General features: G+C 67.0%; 19 protein-coding genes and 2 pseudogenes. 8 read left to right on the top strand and 13 right to left on the bottom strand.

What is annotated here, in order from left to right:
• From A5704_RS04865 to A5704_RS04840, 6 genes and pseudogenes are all read right to left on the bottom strand, one after another.
• Positions 1-276 (bottom strand): annotated as a pseudogene (locus A5704_RS04865) (alpha/beta hydrolase); the annotation flags it as partial.
• Between the two features lie 185 nt (positions 277-461).
• The gene (locus A5704_RS04860) at positions 462-2,525 is read right to left on the bottom strand and encodes a bifunctional diguanylate cyclase/phosphodiesterase (RefSeq protein WP_231968793.1); all 2,064 of its coding nucleotides are present in this window, start codon (positions 2,523-2,525) and stop codon (positions 462-464) included.
• Between the two features lie 430 nt (positions 2,526-2,955).
• The gene (locus A5704_RS04855) at positions 2,956-4,041 is read right to left on the bottom strand and encodes a methyltransferase (RefSeq protein ID WP_067887633.1); all 1,086 of its coding nucleotides are present in this window, start codon (positions 4,039-4,041) and stop codon (positions 2,956-2,958) included.
• A 436-nt stretch (positions 4,042-4,477) separates the two neighbouring features.
• Positions 4,478-5,668 (bottom strand): FAD-binding protein, encoded by a 1,191-nt coding sequence (locus tag A5704_RS04850; RefSeq protein ID WP_067887631.1) that lies wholly within the window; start codon positions 5,666-5,668, stop codon positions 4,478-4,480.
• A gap of 174 nt (positions 5,669-5,842) precedes the next feature.
• Positions 5,843-6,226 (bottom strand): DUF4267 domain-containing protein, encoded by a 384-nt coding sequence (locus A5704_RS04845; protein WP_067750766.1) that lies wholly within the window; start codon positions 6,224-6,226, stop codon positions 5,843-5,845.
• A 14-nt stretch (positions 6,227-6,240) separates the two neighbouring features.
• Positions 6,241-6,558, bottom strand: coding sequence for an NIPSNAP family protein (locus tag A5704_RS04840; protein WP_067750763.1), 318 nt, complete (start codon positions 6,556-6,558; stop codon positions 6,241-6,243).
• Positions 6,559-6,656: 98 nt separating this feature from the next.
• Between A5704_RS04840 and A5704_RS04835 the strand changes: the two genes are divergently transcribed.
• The 3 genes and pseudogenes from A5704_RS04835 (at position 6,657) to A5704_RS04825 (ending at position 9,174) form a co-directional block, all read left to right on the top strand.
• Entirely contained in the window at positions 6,657-7,247 is a 591-nt protein-coding gene (locus tag A5704_RS04835; protein WP_067750760.1) for a TetR/AcrR family transcriptional regulator, read from the top strand.
• Positions 7,248-7,496: 249 nt separating this feature from the next.
• Positions 7,497-8,273 (top strand): SDR family oxidoreductase, encoded by a 777-nt coding sequence (locus A5704_RS04830; RefSeq protein WP_067750754.1) that lies wholly within the window; start codon positions 7,497-7,499, stop codon positions 8,271-8,273.
• A 28-nt stretch (positions 8,274-8,301) separates the two neighbouring features.
• Positions 8,302-9,174 (top strand): annotated as a pseudogene (locus A5704_RS04825) (oxidoreductase).
• A 90-nt stretch (positions 9,175-9,264) separates the two neighbouring features.
• Here the strand turns inward: A5704_RS04825 and A5704_RS04820 are convergent.
• The 3 genes from A5704_RS04820 to A5704_RS29050 form a co-directional block, all read right to left on the bottom strand.
• On the bottom strand, positions 9,265-10,080 hold the full coding sequence (locus A5704_RS04820; RefSeq protein WP_067750751.1) for a PPOX class F420-dependent oxidoreductase: 816 nt from the start codon (positions 10,078-10,080) through the stop codon (positions 9,265-9,267).
• Between the two features lie 82 nt (positions 10,081-10,162).
• Positions 10,163-10,393 carry a DUF167 domain-containing protein gene (locus A5704_RS04815; RefSeq protein WP_067750748.1) on the bottom strand — a complete coding sequence of 77 codons (231 nt, stop codon included), beginning with the start codon at positions 10,391-10,393 and terminating at the stop codon, positions 10,163-10,165.
• A gap of 45 nt (positions 10,394-10,438) precedes the next feature.
• On the bottom strand, positions 10,439-10,759 hold the full coding sequence (locus A5704_RS29050) for a hypothetical protein (protein WP_067750745.1): 321 nt from the start codon (positions 10,757-10,759) through the stop codon (positions 10,439-10,441).
• Positions 10,760-10,919: 160 nt separating this feature from the next.
• Here A5704_RS29050 and A5704_RS04805 point away from each other — a divergent pair, with 160 nt between their 5' ends.
• The 4 genes from A5704_RS04805 (at position 10,920) to A5704_RS04790 (ending at position 13,886) form a co-directional block, all read left to right on the top strand.
• On the top strand, positions 10,920-11,738 hold the full coding sequence (locus A5704_RS04805) for an NlpC/P60 family protein (protein WP_156669983.1): 819 nt from the start codon (positions 10,920-10,922) through the stop codon (positions 11,736-11,738).
• A gap of 33 nt (positions 11,739-11,771) precedes the next feature.
• Positions 11,772-12,575 carry a HugZ family protein gene (locus A5704_RS04800; RefSeq protein ID WP_067887629.1) on the top strand — a complete coding sequence of 268 codons (804 nt, stop codon included), beginning with the start codon at positions 11,772-11,774 and terminating at the stop codon, positions 12,573-12,575.
• A 140-nt stretch (positions 12,576-12,715) separates the two neighbouring features.
• Positions 12,716-13,426, top strand: coding sequence for a DUF899 family protein (locus A5704_RS04795; RefSeq protein ID WP_067887627.1), 711 nt, complete (start codon positions 12,716-12,718; stop codon positions 13,424-13,426).
• Positions 13,416-13,886: an SRPBCC family protein gene (locus A5704_RS04790; protein ID WP_067887623.1), complete on the top strand. Its 471-nt coding sequence runs from the start codon at positions 13,416-13,418 to the stop codon at positions 13,884-13,886. Before A5704_RS04795 ends, A5704_RS04790 begins: the two co-directional genes overlap by 11 nt.
• Positions 13,887-13,906: 20 nt before the next feature.
• On the opposite strand, the gene A5704_RS04785 is transcribed toward A5704_RS04790, so the two are convergent.
• Both A5704_RS04785 and A5704_RS04780 read right to left on the bottom strand, forming a co-directional pair.
• On the bottom strand, positions 13,907-15,694 hold the full coding sequence (locus tag A5704_RS04785; protein ID WP_197504936.1) for a bifunctional diguanylate cyclase/phosphodiesterase: 1,788 nt from the start codon (positions 15,692-15,694) through the stop codon (positions 13,907-13,909).
• A gap of 778 nt (positions 15,695-16,472) precedes the next feature.
• Positions 16,473-16,787 carry a DUF732 domain-containing protein gene (locus A5704_RS04780; protein WP_082950318.1) on the bottom strand — a complete coding sequence of 105 codons (315 nt, stop codon included), beginning with the start codon at positions 16,785-16,787 and terminating at the stop codon, positions 16,473-16,475.
• 177 nt (positions 16,788-16,964) lie between these two features.
• Here A5704_RS04780 and A5704_RS04775 point away from each other — a divergent pair, with 177 nt between their 5' ends.
• Complete coding sequence (locus tag A5704_RS04775) at positions 16,965-17,546, top strand: FKBP-type peptidyl-prolyl cis-trans isomerase (protein WP_067887641.1); 582 nt, start codon at positions 16,965-16,967, stop codon at positions 17,544-17,546.
• Between the two features lie 25 nt (positions 17,547-17,571).
• Here A5704_RS04775 and A5704_RS29530 read toward each other — a convergent pair whose 3' ends face one another.
• Both A5704_RS29530 and A5704_RS04765 read right to left on the bottom strand, forming a co-directional pair.
• Positions 17,572-17,832 carry a limonene-1,2-epoxide hydrolase family protein gene (locus A5704_RS29530; protein ID WP_255392548.1) on the bottom strand — a complete coding sequence of 87 codons (261 nt, stop codon included), beginning with the start codon at positions 17,830-17,832 and terminating at the stop codon, positions 17,572-17,574.
• Positions 17,829-20,078, bottom strand: coding sequence for a SpoIIE family protein phosphatase (locus tag A5704_RS04765; RefSeq protein WP_067887638.1), 2,250 nt, complete (start codon positions 20,076-20,078; stop codon positions 17,829-17,831). The genes A5704_RS29530 and A5704_RS04765 overlap by 4 nt, the downstream gene beginning before the upstream one ends.
• Positions 20,079-20,333 lie beyond the last annotated feature (255 nt).

Here is a 20,333-nt window from a genome sequence, read left to right as displayed (position 1 = left end):
GTGTGTGGTCAGCATGCCGTGCGGGTAGCCGGGATAGGCCTTCACGGCGCCGTTCTGAAGGAGGTCGACCGCCCGGGGCGCCGCGCTTGCGAACGGGACGATCTGATCGTCGTCGCCGTGCATGACCAGGACGGGAACGGTGATCGCCCGCAATTCGTCGGAGTAGTCCTGCAGCCAGGACACCACCGTCTCGTAGTGAGCCTGGGCACTGCCGGACATGCCCTGACGCCACCAGTTCGCGATGACCGCCTCGGACGGTTCCACACCCGGGCGGTCGACCTCCTTCAGAACGGCGCCGTGAAGGCCTATCCCGGCTACCCGCACGGCATGCTGACCACACACGCGGATGTGCTCAACCCGGATCTGCTCTCGTTCATCGCGTCCTGATCGACCGCTGGCTCCGAAAGTCCGCATTCGAGCAGGGCGTGTGAGCTCGGACCGACGGACGCGAGCTGAAGCGGCTAAGACGCGACGAAGTCACTCAGGTCGGCGGCCCGACCGAACAGATGGCCCTGCGCCAGGCCACATCCGGCCATGAAGACTGTCTCAGCCTGCTCAGCGGTTTCGATTCCCTCGGCAATAACCTTGAGGCCCAGGGCTTCACAGAGCCCGATGACTGAGCGATACAGCGTGAGGTTACGTCCCGGCTCGACACCTGTCGCCAGCCCGCGGTCGAGTTTCACGATCTGCACCGGCAACTCGTGCCAATAGGTCAGCGAGTTGTACCCGGCGCCGAAGTCGTCCAGGGCCACTCTGAGGCCCAGGCCATTGAGTCGCCTGATGGCCGCCGCGGCGTCGGCGAGGTCCACAATGGGCACCGTCTCGGTGATCTCCAGGACGACGCGTTGCGGCGGCAGCCCGTGCCGGTCGAGCGTGCGGCTGATCACCCGTTCGAAATCGACGCTGCCCAATCGCGCGGCACCGATGTTGATGTGAACGTCCAGTGCGATGCCGGACGAGTTGATGTCCGCGCAGGCTCGATCGAGTACCAGGGCATCGAGTTCCGCCCCCATGCCGTTGGCTTCGGCCAGGGACACGAAGGTCTGGGGAGGAATCTGGATGCCGCTCGGTGTGGTCCAGCGGGCAAGCGCCTCGACGGCGACTCGGTTGCCCTCCGGCAGGCCGACGATCGGTTGGTACTTCAGCCGAAAGCCTTGTGGAGCACCACCGTTCGCTTGCCGGAGCGCCGTCGGGAAATCCTCGGCCTCGGTGAACGCCGGCCGGTAGACCACCGCGGTGTCCTTGCCCAGCCGCTTTCCGGTGTACATCGAGATGTCGGCCTGCCTCAGGAGATCATCGGAGGTACGAGGCAGACCGTCGCATCCGGGACTCACCAGGCCCATGCTGGCACGCACCCGCACCGACGTGCCGTGTACCGAGAACGGGCTGCGAAGGGCAAGCCGCAGCTGATCGGCGACGAGTTCGGGGGCGTCCACGACACCCGTGATGAGGATGGCGAATTCGTCTCCGCCGACACGAGCCAGTGTGTCGTCGGCGCCAAGGCAATCCCTGAGCCGCCCGCTGATCGCGCAGAGCAGCTCATCACCGGCCGCGTGCCCGAATCGGTCGTTGACCACTTTGAAATCGTCGATGTCGACGAAGATCAGTACGAACGGTCCATCGCGTATGGCTTCGTTCAGCCGCTGCGCCAAGAACAACCGATTGGGCAGGTGGGTCAACGGATCGTGATGAGCCTGATGAGCGAGGCGGCTTTTGGCGTCGATGAGCTGTTCGGTGAGCGTCCGCTGCACGCGCATCGCCACCAGGTAGCGGGTCGAGACGAGCACGGCCATCGCAACATACGTGCCGATGAAGACGGGATCGACTTGGTGTCCGATGAGCTCGTGGAAAGTGACGAGAGCGGTGCTGCCCATGAATCCCACGTACGGCAGGGTGAGCTGCGCCCAGTTGATCGGTATCTCTTCTTCGTGCTCGGGGCGGGCGCGTGGCGGAAAATCCAACAAACTCCATGCGATCAGCAGCGGCGCGATGACGAATCCGGTGCCGACCCACAAGTCCAGTTGCGTCACTCCGACGCTGCGAAGGTAGGCCAGCAGCCGGTCCGAAGACGTCAGGGTGATCACCGCGGCGGCAAGCAGCATGTAATTGGTCCGGCCCGGCCGATACGGCGGATACCACATCGCCAGAAGCAGGGCGCTCACCACCACGACGATCTCGACTACCGCGATACCGGTTACGACTGCGGTGTTGGTCGACCGTGGCAAGGCGGCTCCGTGCATGGCCCCCAGCCGGGCGACATAGACCAGGTGGAAGAACGCCAGAGTCGCCAGCAGTCCATCAAGGGCGGTGGTGATTACGTTCTGCCGTCCCACCATCCACGTTCGCGCCAGCGCTCCGTCACCGGACCGTACCAGCAGCAGTATCGCCGCGCCGAACAGCAGGCCGGCAACGAAATAGCCGACGACCGCGGACGTTGGCGCCGTCGCGCCGATATCGGCCACCCGGACTCGCTGGGATAGGGCCTCGGCGGCGAGGAAGGTGGCGATGGCTGCCAGCAGGGTCACGCGCCACCATCGTGCACGGGCGGCTACCCGTCGAACGACAACCAGCCCGGCGAGTAGCGCCACAACGCACAACATCGCTTCAAGAACGAACTGCGCCCGCTGTGCCGTCGCCACCCCCCACAACCCGAGCGCATTGAATGCTGCCGCAGCAACGACGACAGCCGACAGCCCGTAACCCATGCGGCGGCTCAAAAACCGCAACGCGCCCCCTCCAGCCCGCGGTATGACGTGTAGATCTTGGCAGAACAGGGCGGCGCTGGGACCGTTATCGCTTATGCCAGGGAAACCTCAAAGAGTTTTGCAGCAAAGATGAGGCGGAATCGCCTGAAGGCCTGGCAGATGGCCATCCGGTCAGGGAACTCGGGCAGTGCGTCGCGCTGGCGCGAGACGAATCTGTGCCTGGGTAGTGCGGGATGCCGCATAGCCTCGGCTACCCCGCGATTCCCTCGATGATGCTGAGCGGAGATACGGTCTCGACGACGCGAGCCAAGCGAAAACCGGCTTGGTCCAACAGCCGGCCGTATTCGTCCGCGGTGCGTTCGCGAGCGCCGGCGACGACCAGCATCTCGAGGTCCACCCACTTGCCGTGGAAGTCGCGGTCGTGCTCGGGAATGACGAACTCGCAGAGCAACAGGCGCACACCGGCGCGAGCTGAGGCGCGGACATTGGTGAGGATGCGCACCGCGTCGTCCTCGGGCCAGTCGTGAATGACGTTCTTGAGCACATACGCGTCGCCGCCCTCCGGTGCGGAATCGAAGAACGAGCCCTTTTCGATCCGGACGCGGTGGTCGACACCGTACTTGCGAAGCAACTCCGGGGCGCCCGCCACGACCTCCGGAAGATCAAACAGCACCCCGCGCGAATTCGGAGCCGTCTGCAGGATCGCCGCCAACAGTCGACCGTGTCCGCCGCCGACATCGACGATCGTGCCGAAGGCATCGAAGTCGTAGGCGGCCGTCAAAGGCACGGTCGCGAATTCGGACACATTGGTCATGGCCGTGTTGAAGATCTCCGCCAGCTCCCCTTCCTCGGCCAGGTACTCGAAGGCCGGTTTGCCGCGAAGCTCTGGGATGACCGCCTTCCCGGTCCGGATCGCATCGGTCAGGTGGCTCCAGTGCTCGCGATGCTGCGGCGATCCGACCCACCGCGCCATCCCGGACATCGAGATGGGCGCGTGGGTGCGCAGCGTGTCCCCCAGTGGGGTGAGCGCATAGCGCCCGTCACGGCGCTGCCGGAAGATCCCGATGCCGATCAACGCGCGCATGAGCCGCCTCAGGGCGTCGGCGTCGGCGCCGATCCGGTCTGCCAGCTGGTCGCCGGACAGCGGGCCGCCCGCCAGGGCATCCGCCACGCCAAGGTCCGCTGCGGACGTGATCGCTTGCGCGACCCAAGCGTTCAGGATCAACTCCATCATCACCGCCGCGGGCGGAGCGGAGCGTTGGCGCAGCCGCGACAACTGGTGGCGGACCCGTTCGACGGCTCGCGCGACACTGACCGGCGGAACCTTCGACGTCACGTGACTCCCCTTCTCCCTGGCATCGCCATCATGGACGCTTCGTACCGGCGACTGCCCTCGCGCGCGCCAGGAAAGCCACGATAGAGCAGTCAAACTCGTTCGCCTCAGCGCTCGTGCTGTAAACCCTCGAACCCGCTTCGAACTATGCCCGGAGATCGGGAATATTTCAACAGTGATTGAAATAGTGGCGCGTTCGACCTATAGTTCTGACAAGGGGGTCGGATGAGCGGAGGCCGTCATGTCACGTCTGGTCACGAAGGTCGTCGTTGCGGCGATCCTCGCATTCACCGCGGTAACGGCGACCGGATGCGTTCCGGCAGCCACGGTTGGACCGCCTTTGGGCGTCGCGGCGGGGTAAAGCGGCTACGGTCGAACGGCGAGGGGCGCGCCATCAGGGTGCTTATCGCCAATCGCGTTGGGGCAGAATAGAACCGGTCTAGCCGTCGCCCTTGCCGCGTGACGCATCATTCGCGGCGGCGAGCAGTCGCGACGGGGCCAGTCGGCGCTCGGGGTCCACGGCGGTGCGAATCCGGACCAGACGCTGTAACCCCGAGCGGTCCAGCCCGTCCTCGACCGCGGCACGGCCGTCGGCGAACGACGCTGCGGCGAGCCCGATGTCGGCCCTCATCGCGGTGGCCTGAACCTCTGCCAACCCCCGCTCGGTGCGAGCACCCGAGGCGGCGTCGGCAGCGAGACCGACCGCGTGCAGCAGGAAAGGTCCGGGCACCGCGGTCATCGCCCCGTCGCGAGTGGGTGCGGCATTGCCCAGATTTCGGAACTCGACCACCGCTACCGGCGAATCGGGCGCGGCCGCGGTGCCCAACACCTCGGCTGCCACGTCCACCGCATGAGGTCCCAGCCACCTTCCGATGCCCAGCGCCGGAACCGGATTGGGTGGGTCGAGGTGGATTTGGGCCAGCCGGGCTGCATCGGCGCGCGCCCAGTTGCTGTTCACCGCGGGCGCCGGTGCGGCTTCGAGGGCGCGCAGCAGCGGGGCGGCCGCATCGGCGCCCTGCGGTGACGCGAACGCCAGATGCACAACCGGAACGCCTTGCAGCGCAGGAGGGAACGCCGGTGCACCCGGCGGGGTCCGCAGCACGCTGAGGCTGGTGGAGAGCGCATCACCGATCTGGCTCATGGCACTCGCCCAGGCATCGACGACAGGTCCAAGCGCGTCAATGCTCCACAGCCGGTAGCCGGCCCACGGGTCCTGGGGCGCAACAAGTTCGACGGTCAACGCAGTGGCCACCCCGACCCCGCCCCCGCCTCGAAAAGCCCACAGCGCCCCGCGATCGGCGGCGTCAGGCGCGTCCTCCGCCGCCCGCCGCATCTGCCCGTTGCCATCTATGTAGTCGACGGACAGCAGCGCCGAACTGGCCATCCCGTACGGGCGGGTCAAAAACCCGACCCCTCCCCCGAACGTGTAACCGGCGACGGCCACCGTGGGCGAGGTGCCGGCCAGTCCCAGCAGCCCGTCGCGTTCGGCAATTGCGTTGACCGCTGCCCAGGTTGCGCCCGCACCGACTCGGGCCACACGGGCTTGCGTATCGATGCGCACCGTGTTCAACCCGGAGGTGTCCACCAGCAACCGATCGGATTCGATCGGTGCGCCCGCCCCCGTGTCCACTGGCCTGGACCGCGACCCCGAGATTGCGCTGGGCGGCCCACTGTACGGCCTGGGCGACCTCTTCGGTGCTGCGCGGGTGAGCCACGGCCGCGGGGCGCTGCAGCACCGTTGCGTTGTGCGGGTTGGTCGCGGCCCGGTATCCGGCGCTTCCCGGCGGTGAGAAAAGATCGGCTCTCATCGGGACACCAGCAGCAGCGCGGTGGTGACGAGCATGACGGCGGCGGTGCCGCCGTGGACGCCCCAGGCGATCGACTTGGAGCCGCCGTTGCGCAACACGATTGCCGCGTCGGCCAATGGAATGATGGTGGCGGCCAACATAACCCAGCCAACCAGGTGGGGCGTGCCCGCGACCATCAGGATGATGACGAACAGTCCTGTCGCGATGTCGCGCACGCCCTTGACGCTCAGGTAGGCGCCCGCGCCCGGCTGGTCGAGATCGGGCAGTACCCCATAGCCGGCGGCGGCGACGCGCGGTCCGAGCAGGAAACGCGCCCCGATGAAGATGATGCCCGCGGCGAGCAGTCCGGCGAGCGAATAGCCGATGATGGTAACGGTCATGTCGAATACCCCTTCTAGCGGATTGGTGAAAATGGCATTGCTTCAAGCAATTTCGTCTCGACATCGACGATGTCGCCGACGTCGAAGCCGGCCATGTCGGCGGCGAAGTCCGGGCTGGCCATGACGCGTCGAGTGAGGTCCTCGGGGTCGGCACCCGCTGGGTATTGGATCAACGCGACGAGTCGGTTGGCGCCACCGCTTCGCTCGGTCCACACGCCGTGGGTGGCGATCCCGAATCTCTCGAAGGTGGGCACGTGGCGTGCCCAGTGCACCGTTGCATACCGCTGCAGCGCGCCTGGTGATCGCAGCGTGTAGATCCTGAGCTGGAACATGTCTTGACTCCCTCTACTCGCACTGCTAGCGACGCTAACCCTCGGACGAAAGCGTGTCAATAGCGTCGCTAGTTTTCCTAGTCGTGCTACCATCGGGTATGGCTATCGAGGATCGGCGTGAGCGGGAGCGGGCCGCAAGGCGGAGTTTGATCGTGACGACGGCCCGCAGGTTGGCCGAGGCCGAAGGCTGGGATGCCGTCACCACTCGTCGGCTCTCGACCGAAATCGAATACAGCCAGCCGGTGCTGTACAAGCACTTCGCCGGCATGGAACAAATCGCCGACGCCGTGGCCGTCGACGGGTTTGGCGAGCTCGCCGACGCGATCCGCGACGCCCGTTCGGGAGCGGGAGCGGCCGGCGATGTCCTTACCCGAGTTGCGCAGGCATACCTTGACTTCGCCCGGGACAATCCGGCGGTATACGACGCCATGTTCACCCGCGCGACCACCTTGCGCTTCGCCGACGAAGAAACTCCCCCGGAGCTCACGGCAGGCTTTGCCGAACTGCGGCAAGCGGTACGCCTGGTCGCCGATGAGCAGCAGGCTGACGCGCTCACCGAAGTGTTGTGGGCTGCCCTGCACGGGCTAGTCACTCTCTCCCGTACCGGACGACTGCGTCCCGGGCAGGACGCGGAACGGCTCGAACTGCTCGTCGGGCGATTCACCGGCGGCGGGAAACCGTCACGCTGAGTCAAGCGGCGGACGCCGCGTGTCCTCGAGGACGAGCCGACGGGACTCTGGCGCCTGTGGTGGGGATCACGCCAAAACCGGGCATGCTTCGATGTCGAAGCGAGTTATGCCCGAGGGTAACTGCTTAGAACTTGAAGCATTTTAAGAGGCTTCGCCCGTATGACGTTGCATCGCAGCGTTTCTCGGCGCGAGCCGGCGATCGGAGGGCGTGGCGTTGTGCGCAACAGCCGCCCGCAAGGAGGCAGTGACATGACCAAGCTCGCACTCATCACGGGGGCCACCTCGGGCATCGGCAGGGCATATGCCGAACGCCTGGCCGCTGACGGGTACGACCTGGTGATCATGGGCAGGCGCGAGCGGCGCTTGGCGGCGTTCGTCGATGCTCACCCGGAGGTCAAGGTCCGAACCGTCGTCGCCGATCTTTCCAATAGCGATGACGTCGACCGGGTGGCCGAGATCTGCACCACCGAACCCCTGACCCTGCTGGTGAACAACGCCGGGGTCGCCCACTACATGCCGCTGGCCCAACTGCCCGCGAGCAAGGCCAGGGAACTGGTGAACGTCAAGGTCCTCGCCCCCACGATGCTCACCCGCGCCGCAATCAGTGGGATGCAGCAGCGCGGTACAGGCGCGATCGTCAACATGGCGGGGATGATCGCCTTCAGCGGTCCCGCGCCGCATTCCCAGATGCCCCGCCGCGCCGTCTATGCGGGGACGCTGGCCCACCTCGTCGCGATGTCCCAAACCCTCGCCGCTGAGCTCGAAGGGACCGGCGTCGTGGTGCAGGTGGTGTGCCCTGGCGTGGTGGCAACCGAGTTTCACGAGCGCCAGGACATGGACGTCAGCGCGCTGCCCCGGATGAGCGCCGACGACGTCGTCACCGCGAGTTTGCGGGGGCTGCAGTTCGGCGAGACCGTCTGCGCCCCAGGCGTAGAGGACACCAACCTGCTCGATGCCGTTTTTCAAGCAGACCTCGCGGCTTTCGCCGCACAAAGTCCAGAGCTGGCCACGCGATACCGCGGTTGAGCCGCCACCCGCCACGAAAGGATTGCGAATGAATGCACCCGCAACCCCGTTGCCCGGAGGCACCTGGACGTTGGGCGACGCGACCGTCACCCGCTTCGGCTACGGCGCAATGCAATTGGCCGGGCCGTGGGTCATGGGGCCGCCGGCCGACCGGGACGAAGCCATCGCTGTGCTGCGCGAAGCCGTCGAGTTCGGCATCACCCACGTCGACACCAGCGACGCCTATGGACCGCGGATTACCAACACACTCATCCGCGAAGGCGCTGCATCCCTACCCGCGCTCGTTGTTCATCGCGACGAAAGTTGGAGCACGCCGTGACGCGGAGGGCGGCTGGCCGACGGCAAGGCGGCCGGAGGATTTGCGCCGGCAGGTCCACGAAAACATCGACGCGCTCGGGGTCGACGTCCTCGACCTGGTGAACCTGCGCATGGGCGATGCCCAAGGCGTTCGACCCGAGCCGATCGCCGCAGCTTTCGAGACGCTGGTCGACCTGCAGCGGCAGGGCGTAATCCGTCACCTCGGCCTCAGCAACGTCACCGATGACCAAGTCGCCGAGGCGCGCGCGATGGCCCCGATCGTAAGTGTGCAGAACATGTACAACCTCGCCCACCGTGACGACGACAACCTGATCGACCGCCTCGCAGCCGACGGCATCGCCTATGTCCCCTTCTTTCCGCTCGGCGGGTTCACGCCCCTCCAGTCCGAGGCGCTTGCCAGGGTCGCGGCCCGGTTGGGGCCCCGCCGATATCGGTAGCGCTGGCCTGGTTGTTGCAGCGCTCTCCGAACATCCTGCTCATCCCCGGCACCTCCTCAAGGGCGCACTTGCGTGAGAACGTCGTTGGCGCGGGATTGCGCCTCACCGCCGAGGACATCGCCGAACTGGACGGTATCGCCGCCTGACCGGCACGCCGGGCCCCGAACGGTCTCCCGGAACGCCGGGGCAACGCTCGGGACCTCCCGCCGACACCGTGCTCGCGGTGACAACCGAACTTATTGACCGGCAACGGAATCGGATATCGGAGTCAACTCCGCATGGATCGTTCGGCCGAACTTGGACCGCATCAGCCGGTGCGCCGAAGGCACCAGCACGCCATGCAGGAGTGGATATTTCCGCCGGAGCAGACGCGCCGCATGCTGGTATTCGGCCCCCTCCAGCAGACGCGCGCGGCCGGCCAGCGCGGATCCCGTCGGCTTGCCCGACGCGGTCGCCGGGCCGAATTCGACATTTGGGTTACGGCGAATGCGGCGCACTTTGACCGCCCGTTCGAAACTGCGAAAGTAGGCGCGGTCCCCGTCCACCACGATGCTGACCGGGCTGGAGCCGGGCCTGCCGTCCTTGCGAAAGGTGGTGAGGCTGATGGTCTTTTGACGCACAAACGGCGCCAGCATCGGACTGGTCGCCGTGCTCACGGAGCCCAGCACGTGGCCGAGCTGGCGCAACCGCAGCACAAACGCCACGAGCAGGGCGGCCGACGTCCCACCGAGCACCCACGCTTGCGTGGTGGAACCACCGACGTCGAGGTCGACGATGTGGTTGACCGTGTGCACGGTGTTCGCCACCAGAAATGCGGCGAGCGCCGTCGCCAGCGCGTCCGCCCAGATCAGTGCGAGTAGCAGCGTGACGCCCAGGCCCAGCTGGAACGCACCCACGTCATGCAAGAAGTGCCGGTGCGTAGCGAAACCAACGGAATCGGCGAAGGAAGCCGGATCGACGAGGCACCAGATCCCGATTCCGGCCGTGACCGCCCCCACGGCCGCTGTCACCGCGATCAGATAGACCTGCGCAGGCGTACTCAAGCGATTCATCGTGTCGTCCTCCCGACATCCGTCGTACTCTCTGGTCGCTAGACGGGATAGGACAGCGATATGTGACGCGCGCCTACGCGCCTCAAGGATTTACGCGGAAGCGTTTGAGCCGTGACGCCGCTCCGGAGATCAATTCGACCCGGCTCCTGGGCAATTGGAGATGGGCCGCCAACAGCCGAGTGACGGCGTCGTTGGCCTTCCCGTCGACGGCCGGCTCGCGGACGTAGATCGTCAGCTCACCGTTGGGACCCACCTCGACGAGGGGTCCCTTACGGCTGCCGGGCTTGACCCTCACCACAACGGAGTCGTTCATGCGGCGAAAGCTACCGGCCGCCGTTGCACAGGCGCGAAGGCCGCGTTAGCCGGCCGGCGGTACCACCGGTGGGCGGCATTCGTTGGCGCCGGGATCCCACCACCAACCGTTGTCGCAAGCGAGCGGTTGTGGCCCGACCCCGAGGGGCCGGCACACATTCGCCGTCGGGTCCCACCATTGGCCCGGGTCGCATGCCAACGGTTGTGGCCCGACCCCGAGGGGTCGACAAACCTTGCCCGTCGGGTCCCACCATTCGCCGGCGCCGCAGTCGGCCGAACTCACGGCCGGCGTCGCGATCGTCACGGCTGCCATCGACGCGAATGCCATCATGGCGATGACCACAAGATGCCGAATGACCGTCCTCATCGCGGGCCTCCTCTCGTGATATGTGCATTATCGAACGAAGCCGGGGACAAAGGTCAATACCCGTCGTTGGGCCCGCAGCCGATCGCGCACGTCGGCGATGCGGTGTAATGCGATGCCGGAATGGAAAATGCGTCGTGTGGCGCTGTTGTAGCGTGACTCCGTGAAGTGTTCCCGGGCGCTGTTGACCATGCTCTGCACAGCGGCTGCGGTGATCGCTATTTCTCTGGCGGGCGGGCGATCTCACGCGGACAACGACGAGTTCGCCTACCCGTTCGCATGCGACAAGGCTTCCCTGACAGCGGATTTCGCGAGCCGCGACGGGTTGCCGCAAACGCAAGATCCTCCCGGCGACTGGTATCGCACGGACGCCGACGGGCATTACCTCAACCGAGGATGGGGCCCGCGGTCCGTCGCCCTGCCGCCGCCGGATATCCCGCAAGACGCGCGTTGTGATGCAAGCACCTGGAGACGGGAACGCGTCCTTGCCGTCGCCCTGCGCTACGTCTACTCCCCCGGCAACCCGCTGGGCCTGCAATACCGCCACCATCACATCCCCGGCTGGCAGCCACCAACATCGACCTATGCCGGCGCGCTCGGAGAGAATCCGGACCCCGACGCCCCGCAGGGGTTGACCGCCTGGGATCCCGGCCGCGGTCTGGACTGCTCGAATTTCACCGCCTGGGTCTACAACTACGGTCTCGGCATCAAGTTCGGCGGCGATGTCCACGAGCAGGCCGACGGCACCGCTGGTCCGATGGGCCGCCGCGTCCCGCAGGAAGGTCCGTTCCGGCCCGGAGATCTGATCTATCTGCACCCCAACGGAGATGCGAGCCGCGCCTCGCACGTCGTCATCTACGTCGACGACGGCCACATCATCGACAGCCGAGTCAACGCCCAAAACCGTCTCGGGGTCCAGGTTCGCAACCGATCGGGCTGGTACCGCGAGGCTGTCCTCGGCGGCTGGCGGCCGATCGACTGAGGCGCCCACGCGCCGGCTAGTAGCCTCGCGGTCGTGGCACTTCGCGACCATGGCGACCCCGACGGCGCGCCCTCCGCGCCCCCGCCGCTTCGGCCGCCGACCAACCCCACGCGGCCATCGGCGGCGGAGCAGGCCCGCACCATCGCGGCCGCCACCAACGCCGCCGCGCTGGCCTCGTTAACCCCCGACGGCGACCCCTGGGCGTCGCTGGTGGCCTATGGATTGCTGGGCGGGGCTCCGGTGCTGTGCGTGTCAAACCTCGCCGAACATGGTCGCAACCTGGCCGCCGACCCGCGGGCGAGCCTGTCCATCGTCGCGCCCGCCGCCGAACCTGACCCGCTGGCGGGCGGCCGCATCACCTTGGCGGGCAGGGTCGCTCCCCCATTTGCCGACGACCAAGGCGCGGCTCGGACCGCCTACCTGAACGCGGTGCCCGAAGCCCGCCATTACGTCGACTTCACCGACTTCACCCTCTGGGTGCTGAGCGTGCGCAGGGTGCGCTGGGTGGGTGGCTACGGCCGGATGGACTCGGCAACCGGCGACGAGTACGCGGCCGCCGCGCCGGATCCGGTCGCGCCGGCCGCGCCGAGGGCCCTGGCGCACCTCAACGCCGACCACAGCGACGCCCTGACGGCGATGGCGCGCGCGTTCGGCGGCTATCCGGACGCCGATACCGCGGTGTGCACCGGCATCGACCGGTACGGGCTGGACCTGCGCGTACACACTCCGCGCGGGGTGGCCTACACCCGCGTCGGGTTTCCGGAACGGCTGCATTCCGCCGACCAATTACGTTCGGCGACAGCTGATTTGGCCCGAAGTGCGGGGCGACCCGGATAACTGCCGGGCTCGGTTGCGCGGGGTCGGCAGGCCGGCCGAGGGAGCCGGTGGGTGGAGGTCGGCGGCGTGCAGCGATGAATTCTGCACGCTCCACGGGTCAGACCTTTCGGACCGACGAATTTCGAGCAAAGGTGGATCCCATGTCCGTACACACGACCCTGCCGCCCGTGGTCGATCGACAAACCTGGCGCGCGGCGCTCGACGAACTGCGCGAACGCGAGAAGGCGGCCACCCGCGAATTGGATGCGATCGCCGCCCAGCGCCGCCGTCTGCCGATGGTCGAGTTGCCCGACTACACCCTGATGGGCGCCGACGAGCCGATTCGCCTGGCGGACGTGTTCGACGGCCGCTCGCAGTTGATCGTCTACCACCACATGTGGTCCGACGGCGCGGAGTGGCAGTGCAGCGGGTGCACGGGCTTTACGTCGCAATTCACCCGCCTGGAGTTCCTGGACAACTATGACGCCCGGTTCGTCATCGTGACGAACGGCCCGATCGCAGAAGCTCTCGCCTACAAGCACAGGGTCGGCAACCGCATGGACTGGTATTCGTCCTCAGAGAGCCCGTTCGCCGCCGACATGGACGCGCCGCCCGGCGGCGGCTTCGGGGTCAACGTGTTCCTCCGCGACGGCGAGACCGTCTACCGCACGTGGCATACCAACGGGCGAGGCACCGAGCAACTGAGTCACACATTCGGGCTGATCGACATCCTGCCGTGGGGCCGCCAAGAGGAATGGCTCGATTCGCCCGAAGGCTGGCCGTCACGGCCCACCTACTCGGGGTGGCTCGACTCGCCCGCCATCGCGGCCGCCTACGGCCCCCGGACAGGTGCAGACAACGATGAACGCTGAACGCTACGTCGTTACCCGCAACATCGCCGCTACCCCGGCGGAGATCTTCGCCGTCCTCGCCGATCCGTCCCGCCACCAGAACACCGAGCCCACCGATTGGGTCCGCGATGCGGTGGACACCGACCCCATCACCACCGCGGGACAGATGTTCGCGATGAACATGTTCCTCCCACAGGCCGGCGGCGACTACGTCACGCACAACCTGGTCGATGTCTTCGATGCGGAGCGCTCGATCGGCTGGAAGCCGGGCGTGCTCGACGACGCCGGCAACCATACGGCCGGCGGCTGGTTCTGGCGCTACGACCTCGTCCCCAACGGCGATGGAACGGACGTCACCCTCACGTACGACTGGAGCGGCACATCGCAGGATTTTCGGGACCGCGTGGGCAAGATTCCGATCTTCGCTGAGGATTACCTCGCCGAGTCGCTGGCCTCGCTGGAGCGCTCGGTGGTGGGCTGATGACTCGGGGCGCCGATCGACTACTGTGCGGCCAGCGTGGAATTCGCTGAGACGCAGGAGATCTCGGAAGCGGGCAGCGGGCTGCAGAAGAAATTTCCTTGTACTGCATCGCATCCGTAGTCCTTGAGCCGCTGGGCGGTGGCGCTGTCCTCGACACCTTCCGCAACGGTGGCGATGCCGAACGCGGATGCCAGCTCGATGACCGAGCGTGCAATGGTGGCGGCCCGGTCGTCGTGCACGATCGGCGCTATGAATTCCCGGCCGAGCTTGATCTCGTCGGCCGGGAGTTCGCGCAGATAGGTGAGAGTGGCGTAGCCGCTGCCGAAGTCGTCGATCGCCACCCGGATGCCGTTTTCACGAAGACGATTGAGCACCGTTCGGGCCCTCGCAAAGTCGGCCACCATCAAATCCTCGGTGATCTCGATCGTGAGGCAACTGGGCGGCATCCCGCGCTCCGCGAGCACGGACATGATGCGGTCCGGCAGCGCATCATTGTCTAGAGACGGCGCCCCCAGGTTGATTGCGACCGGGATCGCTGTGCCCGCCGCGTACCACGCGGCAGCGTCGGAGACGGCCCGCGTCAGCACCAGATCGGTAAGCACATGTATCAGCCCGTGTTCGCGGACCAGCGGTAAGAACTCGTCGGGGCCCAGCACGCCGAACCGCGGGTGCTGCCAGCGCACCAGCGCCTCTACTCCGGTCACCGAACCGGTCGACATGGAAAATTTCGGCTGGTAGAGCAAGGTCAGCGAATCGTTCTCAATGGCCCGTCTCAGTTCGCCGAGCAGTTGCAATCGCGCGATGGCACCGGCATGCGGCGGCAACCCGGCGAGCTGCGCGTCCATCTCAGAGTTGAACGTCCGCACGTTGGTGGAGCTGGGCAGCCGGGCGTACGACCGTGCGGCATCGGCCTGTTTGAGAAGATCGCCCGGCGTCAGGGCCTGTGTTCCGGCCGAGGCCACGCCGATGCTCAGACGTACGTCCAGCCGGTGATCCTCGACGGCGACGGGTTCCTCGAAAGACCTTGCCAGTCCGTTGGCAACCTGCTCGGCCACGTCGGGACGGTCCTCGACCAACACCGCAAACTCGTCGCCCCCCATCCGCGCAACGGTGTGGCTGTCGCTGATGTTGGCCTGGATCCGCTCGCCGACGTCGCGTAGCAGTTCGTCGCCCACGTCGTAACCGAGCGTGTCATTCACCAGCTTGAAATCGTCGACGCCCACCGTCATCACGCTGACGGGCACGTCGTGCTGAACGTGGAGGCGAAGCGCATGCGCCAGGCGATCGTTGAACAGGCGGTGATTTGCCAACCCGGTCAGCGGGTCCCGCAAAGCGGCGTCGGATACCGCGGCGAGGAGGCGTTGCTTTCGGTCCAGGAGCAAGATGTGGCGGGCCACGGTGGTGACGAACAGCACCACGCAGACCGAGAAGATGAACGCCTCACCCCGGTACGCCGGCCAAAAGTGCACGGCGGCAACGGCAATGGCCAGCAGCACGGCCAGGTACGGCAGCCAGAGCGCCGCTCGCGACGACGGTTGCGAAAACCCGAAGTCGGGCTCCGGTCCCGGCCGAGAAGTAAGACCGGACAGCGAGAAAAAGTACATGCCGACGGCCCAACCGAGAACGACGAGGTCGTTCGGTGCCCGGTCCGCATGATCCTGATAGGCGTGGACCACCCCGGCGGCGGCGATGATTCCCCATCCCAGCATCATCAGCGTCGGGGAAAGCTTGCGGCCCGGCTCGGCCTTGCGCACCACGATGAAGGCAGTGGCGACAAGCCCTAAATACACGCCGGCGGCGGCGGCCAACACCACTTGCGGGACGCTGAACGTCACTGCGAGTCGAGCCGTCCGCCCCAGCGGCAGAATGACGAGCACCACCAACAGCGACGCGGTGATGAGGATGCCGTCGAGGAGGAGGCCGATCCCGAATCGGGAGTCGTCCCGGCTGGGAATCGTGATCGCGGCGCCCAACGCGCACAGCGGCAAAATCAGGTAGCCCAGGTTGGCCGGCGAGAGGTCCGCGACCGGAAGAGCGCCTCCCAAGGCGACGTAGCACCACACCGCTTCGCCCGCGGTCCAACCGACCAATCCGGTAGACATGGCGGCCCAGGCCAGGCGCTGGCGGCCTCGAGAACCGTGGGCGGCTATGACCGCACACGCAATGGCGAGTATGCCCGCAACGACCGAGCCCGCCGGGGCGAGTACCGCCCGGCCCGGGGCGCTCGAGGTCAACAACGTCGCCGCGAACACGACGAGCCCGACGGTTGCCAACACGACCAGCACCAGTCGGCTCCGTGTCAGTGACAACATTCCCCTTACTCTGTCGGGCGAGGTTCGCAAGCAGGATAAGACACACCGCGAAAGTACTTCTGCGGATTTGCTTACCTGTTTCTCGGCCATTACGGAGCTGAACATCTCACCCGGGTCGAGTCGATTCGGCTAGCCGAAGGCCGCCTCCACGCGCTTCGCGCCGCGCGACAGGGCGCGGCCTGCGCAGCGCTGAGCGATGAGGCCCGCCCGGATCTGACTTCGACGAGAACCTTCTAGGGCCGCGGATGCGTCGGGCGGTGCCCCGGGAGCGTTGTCAGGTGCAAAGGGACGGGGCGTCGCACACATTGCCGGGGCAATAGATCGAATGTGCGGCATCGACCATGGTTCCGACGTCTAACAGGGTGACGCCCCGCGCGTTCAGGTGGGCGTGCACGTCGTCGGCGATCTGTTGGGGCGTCCAGCCCCAGGTGAGGTCGTAACAGATCAGGTGCGCCTCCCCGATCAGCGCCTCCTCCGTCTGCGGTGGCCAGGTCAGGCCGACGGCGTGCAGCTGTGCGAGGTAGGCGTCGTCCTGGGGGGTATTGGCAGTTGCGGTGGCGGCGCTGCCGACGAGGGCAGCGCCGGCCATCAACGGAATGCTCAGTGCGGCCAGCCAGCGAGGTGAGGGCATTCGATTCGCTCCCTTTCTGCCGGGCCGCCATACCTGCGGGGCTCAAAGCAGCACGGATGAAGAATATCGAAAGCTCCGGAAGCTGGCTCGCTGAAATGACAGCGCGTTTGACGACCCGTGGGCCGCCTGCGCGCGATGCAAGGGGCGGTCGGTAGCGTGACGGCCGTGAAGTCTTCCGTGGTGTATTCCTGTGTCGCGGCCTGCGTCGCGGCGACCGTCTTGGCGATAGCCGCGCCGGACACCGCGCTGGCAGCCGGTTCATGCCCGACGGCGCTACCGCAGAGCGGTGGAACGCCCGACTGGACACTGACCGGGACCACCGGCAGCGTCGCGGTCACCGGATCCACCGACACGACAGCTCCGCGCGTGGACGTGACGCCCCCGTTCAGCGTGACCCAGACCCAGGTGCACACCCTGCACGCCGGAGACGGACCGGTGGTCTCACCCGCGGCCACGGTGTCGGTCTGCTACATGGGGGTCAATGGGCGTGACGGGTCGGTATTCGACAGCTCCTACCAACGCGGCGCCGCCATCGATTTCCCGCTCAACGGCGTCGTGCCCGGCTTCCAGAAGGCCATCGCGGGACAAAAGGTGGGATCCACGGTCGCCGTCGCGATGACCTCGGCCGATGGCTACCCCAACGGTCAGCCCAGCGCCGGCATCCGCCCGGGTGACTCGCTCGTCTTCGCGATCAAGATCCTGAGCGCCTCGGGCTAGCTTCGCGCACCAAACCCCTTGGCGCTCAACTGTTCAGCGGTGCGAACATGAGCGCGGGATCGATGCCGAGCTGCTGAGCGACGTGCGTCGTGTCCCAATACTCCCGCCAGTACGTGATCGCGCCGTCGCGGACTCCGAAGAACGCCGTGACGTAGAACGTGACGGCGACGCCGTTCATGGCGTTCACATCGACGCGCTCGACGACGACTTCGTTCCTTGCGCGTCGGTGTTTGCCGAACTGTAGATGTCGACGCTCGTCTGCGTTCGGCTTCGCGAGAAAGCTCAGGGACGACGCAGGGCGACGATGGTGACGTCGTCTTCGATGTGGCCCGACGCCATCTCCGTCCAGATCCGGGACGCGGGTGGCTCGCCGGCGCGGCTCAGGGTCGCGGCCAACCGGTCGAGGCCATCGTCGATCGCCTCCCCGCGACGCTCCACCAGTCCGTCGGAGTACAAGACCAGCCCGTGCCCGGGCTCGATGGTGAACGTGCTCGGCGCGTAGGTCACGCCCTTGATGCCGATCGGTGGTGACAGCCGTATGGGCGCGGCGACGGCCGCCGGCACCCTGTTGGTCAGGAACGGCATCAAGTGGCCGGCCGACGCGGCCTCCACGTGTCCCGAGGACAGGTCGACCCGGGCGGCGACGACGGTGGCGAATGCGCCGGGCAGCATGTGCAAGCAGAACTCATTGAGCTGTCCGAGGGCCTCGGCCGGTTGCGCCCCGGCGAACAGCTGGGCGCGCAGGGCGTTGCGCAGCGCCGCCATGATCCCGGCGGCCGCGATGCCGTGTCCGGCGACGTCGCCGATCAGCACGATCAGCCTGCCGTCGCGCAGCTCGAACGCGTCGTACCAGTCGCCGCCGACGTTGTCGCCCGCGGCCGGCTCGTAGTGGGCGGACAGGTGCCAGCTCTCGAGCGTCGGGATCGCCTCGGGCAGCAGGCTGCGTTGCAGCGTCTCGGCCACCCGCAGCGCGCCCCGCGTGCGGCGGTACAGCGACTCCACCAGATGGCGGCGCAATGCTCCGGCGGATTCGGCATCGTTCGGCGTCCACGGCTCGCAACGCCGGCGAACCACCTCGCGCCACCGCTCGAACGACTTGCGCGGGCTCAGCCTGACCGCCGCGCCCTCGCTGACCGCTATCGCCTTGTTGTGCGGGTCTCCGCCCCAGTCCACCGAGCGCAGCACCTCGCGCCGAAACCAGACGGCGTGCTGGCCATCGGGCAGGTTGATCGCGAGCGCGCCGGCGGCCAGTTGAGGATCGAGGCCGAGCCCGGGCAACTCGCGCGACAAGCAATCGGTCACGGCGACCTCGTCGTCCGCGCCGCGGGCCCAGCCCATGACGGCGGCGACCACCTCCGGCGGCGGAACCGAGCCGAGGGCCCGGCGATCGCCCTGAATGTCCACGACGACACCGTCGGCGGGCACGAGATCGAGCAGGTCGGGCGCCCCGAGCAGCGCCCCCGTCAGGGACTCGGCGTCGTTGAGCGTGGCGGCGGTCAGCTTGCCCAGCACCGCCTGTGCGGCCAGCCGCCTGTGCAGCTGCTCGTCTTCGAACCGATCCACGAGCCGCAGCGACAGGGTGGAGCCGAGGAACTCCGCCGCCGCTCGGGTGCCGAACGGCGGCAGGTGGGCGCCGGCGTAGTGGTGGCAGGCGATGAGGCCCCACAATCTCCCCTGCCGTAGCAACGAGATCGACATCGAGGCGTGCACGCCCATGTTCTGCAGGTATTCGATGTGCATGGGCGAGACGCTGCGCAGCGTCGCGTACGTGAGGTCCAGCGGCATGCCGCTCGCCGGGTCGACGGACGGCACCAGCGGCGCCGGCGTGTAGTCGACGTCGGAGATCAGGCGAATCCAATTCTTCTCGTACAGCGCACGCGCCTGCGCCGGGATGTCGGTGGACGGGTAGTGCAAACCGAGGAAGGAGTTCAGGTCCTCCCGCTTGGATTCGGCGACGACCTCGCCGTTGTACTCCTCGTCGTAGCGGTACACCATCACCCGGTCGAACGCGGTCAGGTCGCGAACCGCCCGCGCGGCGGTGTCGTAGAGCTCGGGCAGCGTCTCGGCCCGGTTCAACTCCTCCACCGCACCCCGCACCGCCTGGTAGGTGTTCGGAAACGACACCGGCCGCTCGCCGTAGGCGATCTCGAGCTCCACCAGGAGCACACCGCCGAAGTCGTGGTGCACGATGGCGTCGAACGCGCGCGGCTCGCCGCCGACGTCGATCGAGCACTCGATCGGGTTGCGATGTCGTAAGTCGCCGTAGGTCCTGGCCGTCTGCTCGATGCGAGCGGCCTGCTCGGGACCGATCAGTGCCGACAGGTGCCGCCCCAGGACGGCATCCACTGGTCGACCGAGCAGGTCGCCGACGTTGGCGCTGACCTGCCGCACCTCGAAATCGGACTCGCGCACCACCGCGAGGACACCGCGCGGCTGGATGCTTCCCGGGACATGGATCGGCTCGCGCGCGCAGTTATCGAGGTCAATCGGCGTGCCGACCGGAAGGAGGTCGTCGCTCGGCGGGCTCTCCACCGTGCCCCGAAGGACACGGGAATCGCCGCTCTTCACGCAATCAGCTCTGTCGGTTCGCCGACGGGTGGCCGCCCGGGGCCCGATGTCAAAGCCCGATACCTAGAGCACCCAATTTATTTCCCCTCCCTACGCGCCGAGTCGAGATTCGACGACGACGCCGGTGGGGCCACCCCGTTGCTTGAGGCTCACCCGTTTCATCCGTGTCAATTACTCGAGCCTAGGCGTTGCGGTTGCCTCCGTCACCTTCATGCCCGC

Origin of the sequence: Mycobacterium sp. E735 (genome assembly GCF_001666955.1) — a bacterium.
Taxonomy (GTDB): Bacteria; Actinomycetota; Actinomycetes; order Mycobacteriales; family Mycobacteriaceae; genus Mycobacterium.
Note: the sequence above shows the minus strand (reverse complement) of the source record. Positions and strands in the feature narration are given on the sequence as shown.

Coding starts and splice junctions, on each gene's coding strand:
- A5704_RS29050 (WP_067750745.1), bottom strand. CDS start 10,759: ATGAGGACGGTCATTCGGCATCTTGTGGTCATCGCCATGATGGCATTC.
- A5704_RS04830 (WP_067750754.1), top strand. CDS start 7,497: ATGACCAAGCTCGCACTCATCACGGGGGCCACCTCGGGCATCGGCAGG.
- A5704_RS04820 (WP_067750751.1), bottom strand. CDS start 10,080: ATGAATCGCTTGAGTACGCCTGCGCAGGTCTATCTGATCGCGGTGACA.
- A5704_RS04835 (WP_067750760.1), top strand. CDS start 6,657: ATGGCTATCGAGGATCGGCGTGAGCGGGAGCGGGCCGCAAGGCGGAGT.
- A5704_RS04790 (WP_067887623.1), top strand. CDS start 13,416: ATGAACGCTGAACGCTACGTCGTTACCCGCAACATCGCCGCTACCCCG.
- A5704_RS04815 (WP_067750748.1), bottom strand. CDS start 10,393: ATGAACGACTCCGTTGTGGTGAGGGTCAAGCCCGGCAGCCGTAAGGGA.
- A5704_RS04775 (WP_067887641.1), top strand. CDS start 16,965: ATGCAAGGGGCGGTCGGTAGCGTGACGGCCGTGAAGTCTTCCGTGGTG.
- A5704_RS04845 (WP_067750766.1), bottom strand. CDS start 6,226: ATGACCGTTACCATCATCGGCTATTCGCTCGCCGGACTGCTCGCCGCG.
- A5704_RS04780 (WP_082950318.1), bottom strand. CDS start 16,787: ATGGCCGGCGCTGCCCTCGTCGGCAGCGCCGCCACCGCAACTGCCAAT.
- A5704_RS04795 (WP_067887627.1), top strand. CDS start 12,716: ATGTCCGTACACACGACCCTGCCGCCCGTGGTCGATCGACAAACCTGG.
- A5704_RS04840 (WP_067750763.1), bottom strand. CDS start 6,558: ATGTTCCAGCTCAGGATCTACACGCTGCGATCACCAGGCGCGCTGCAG.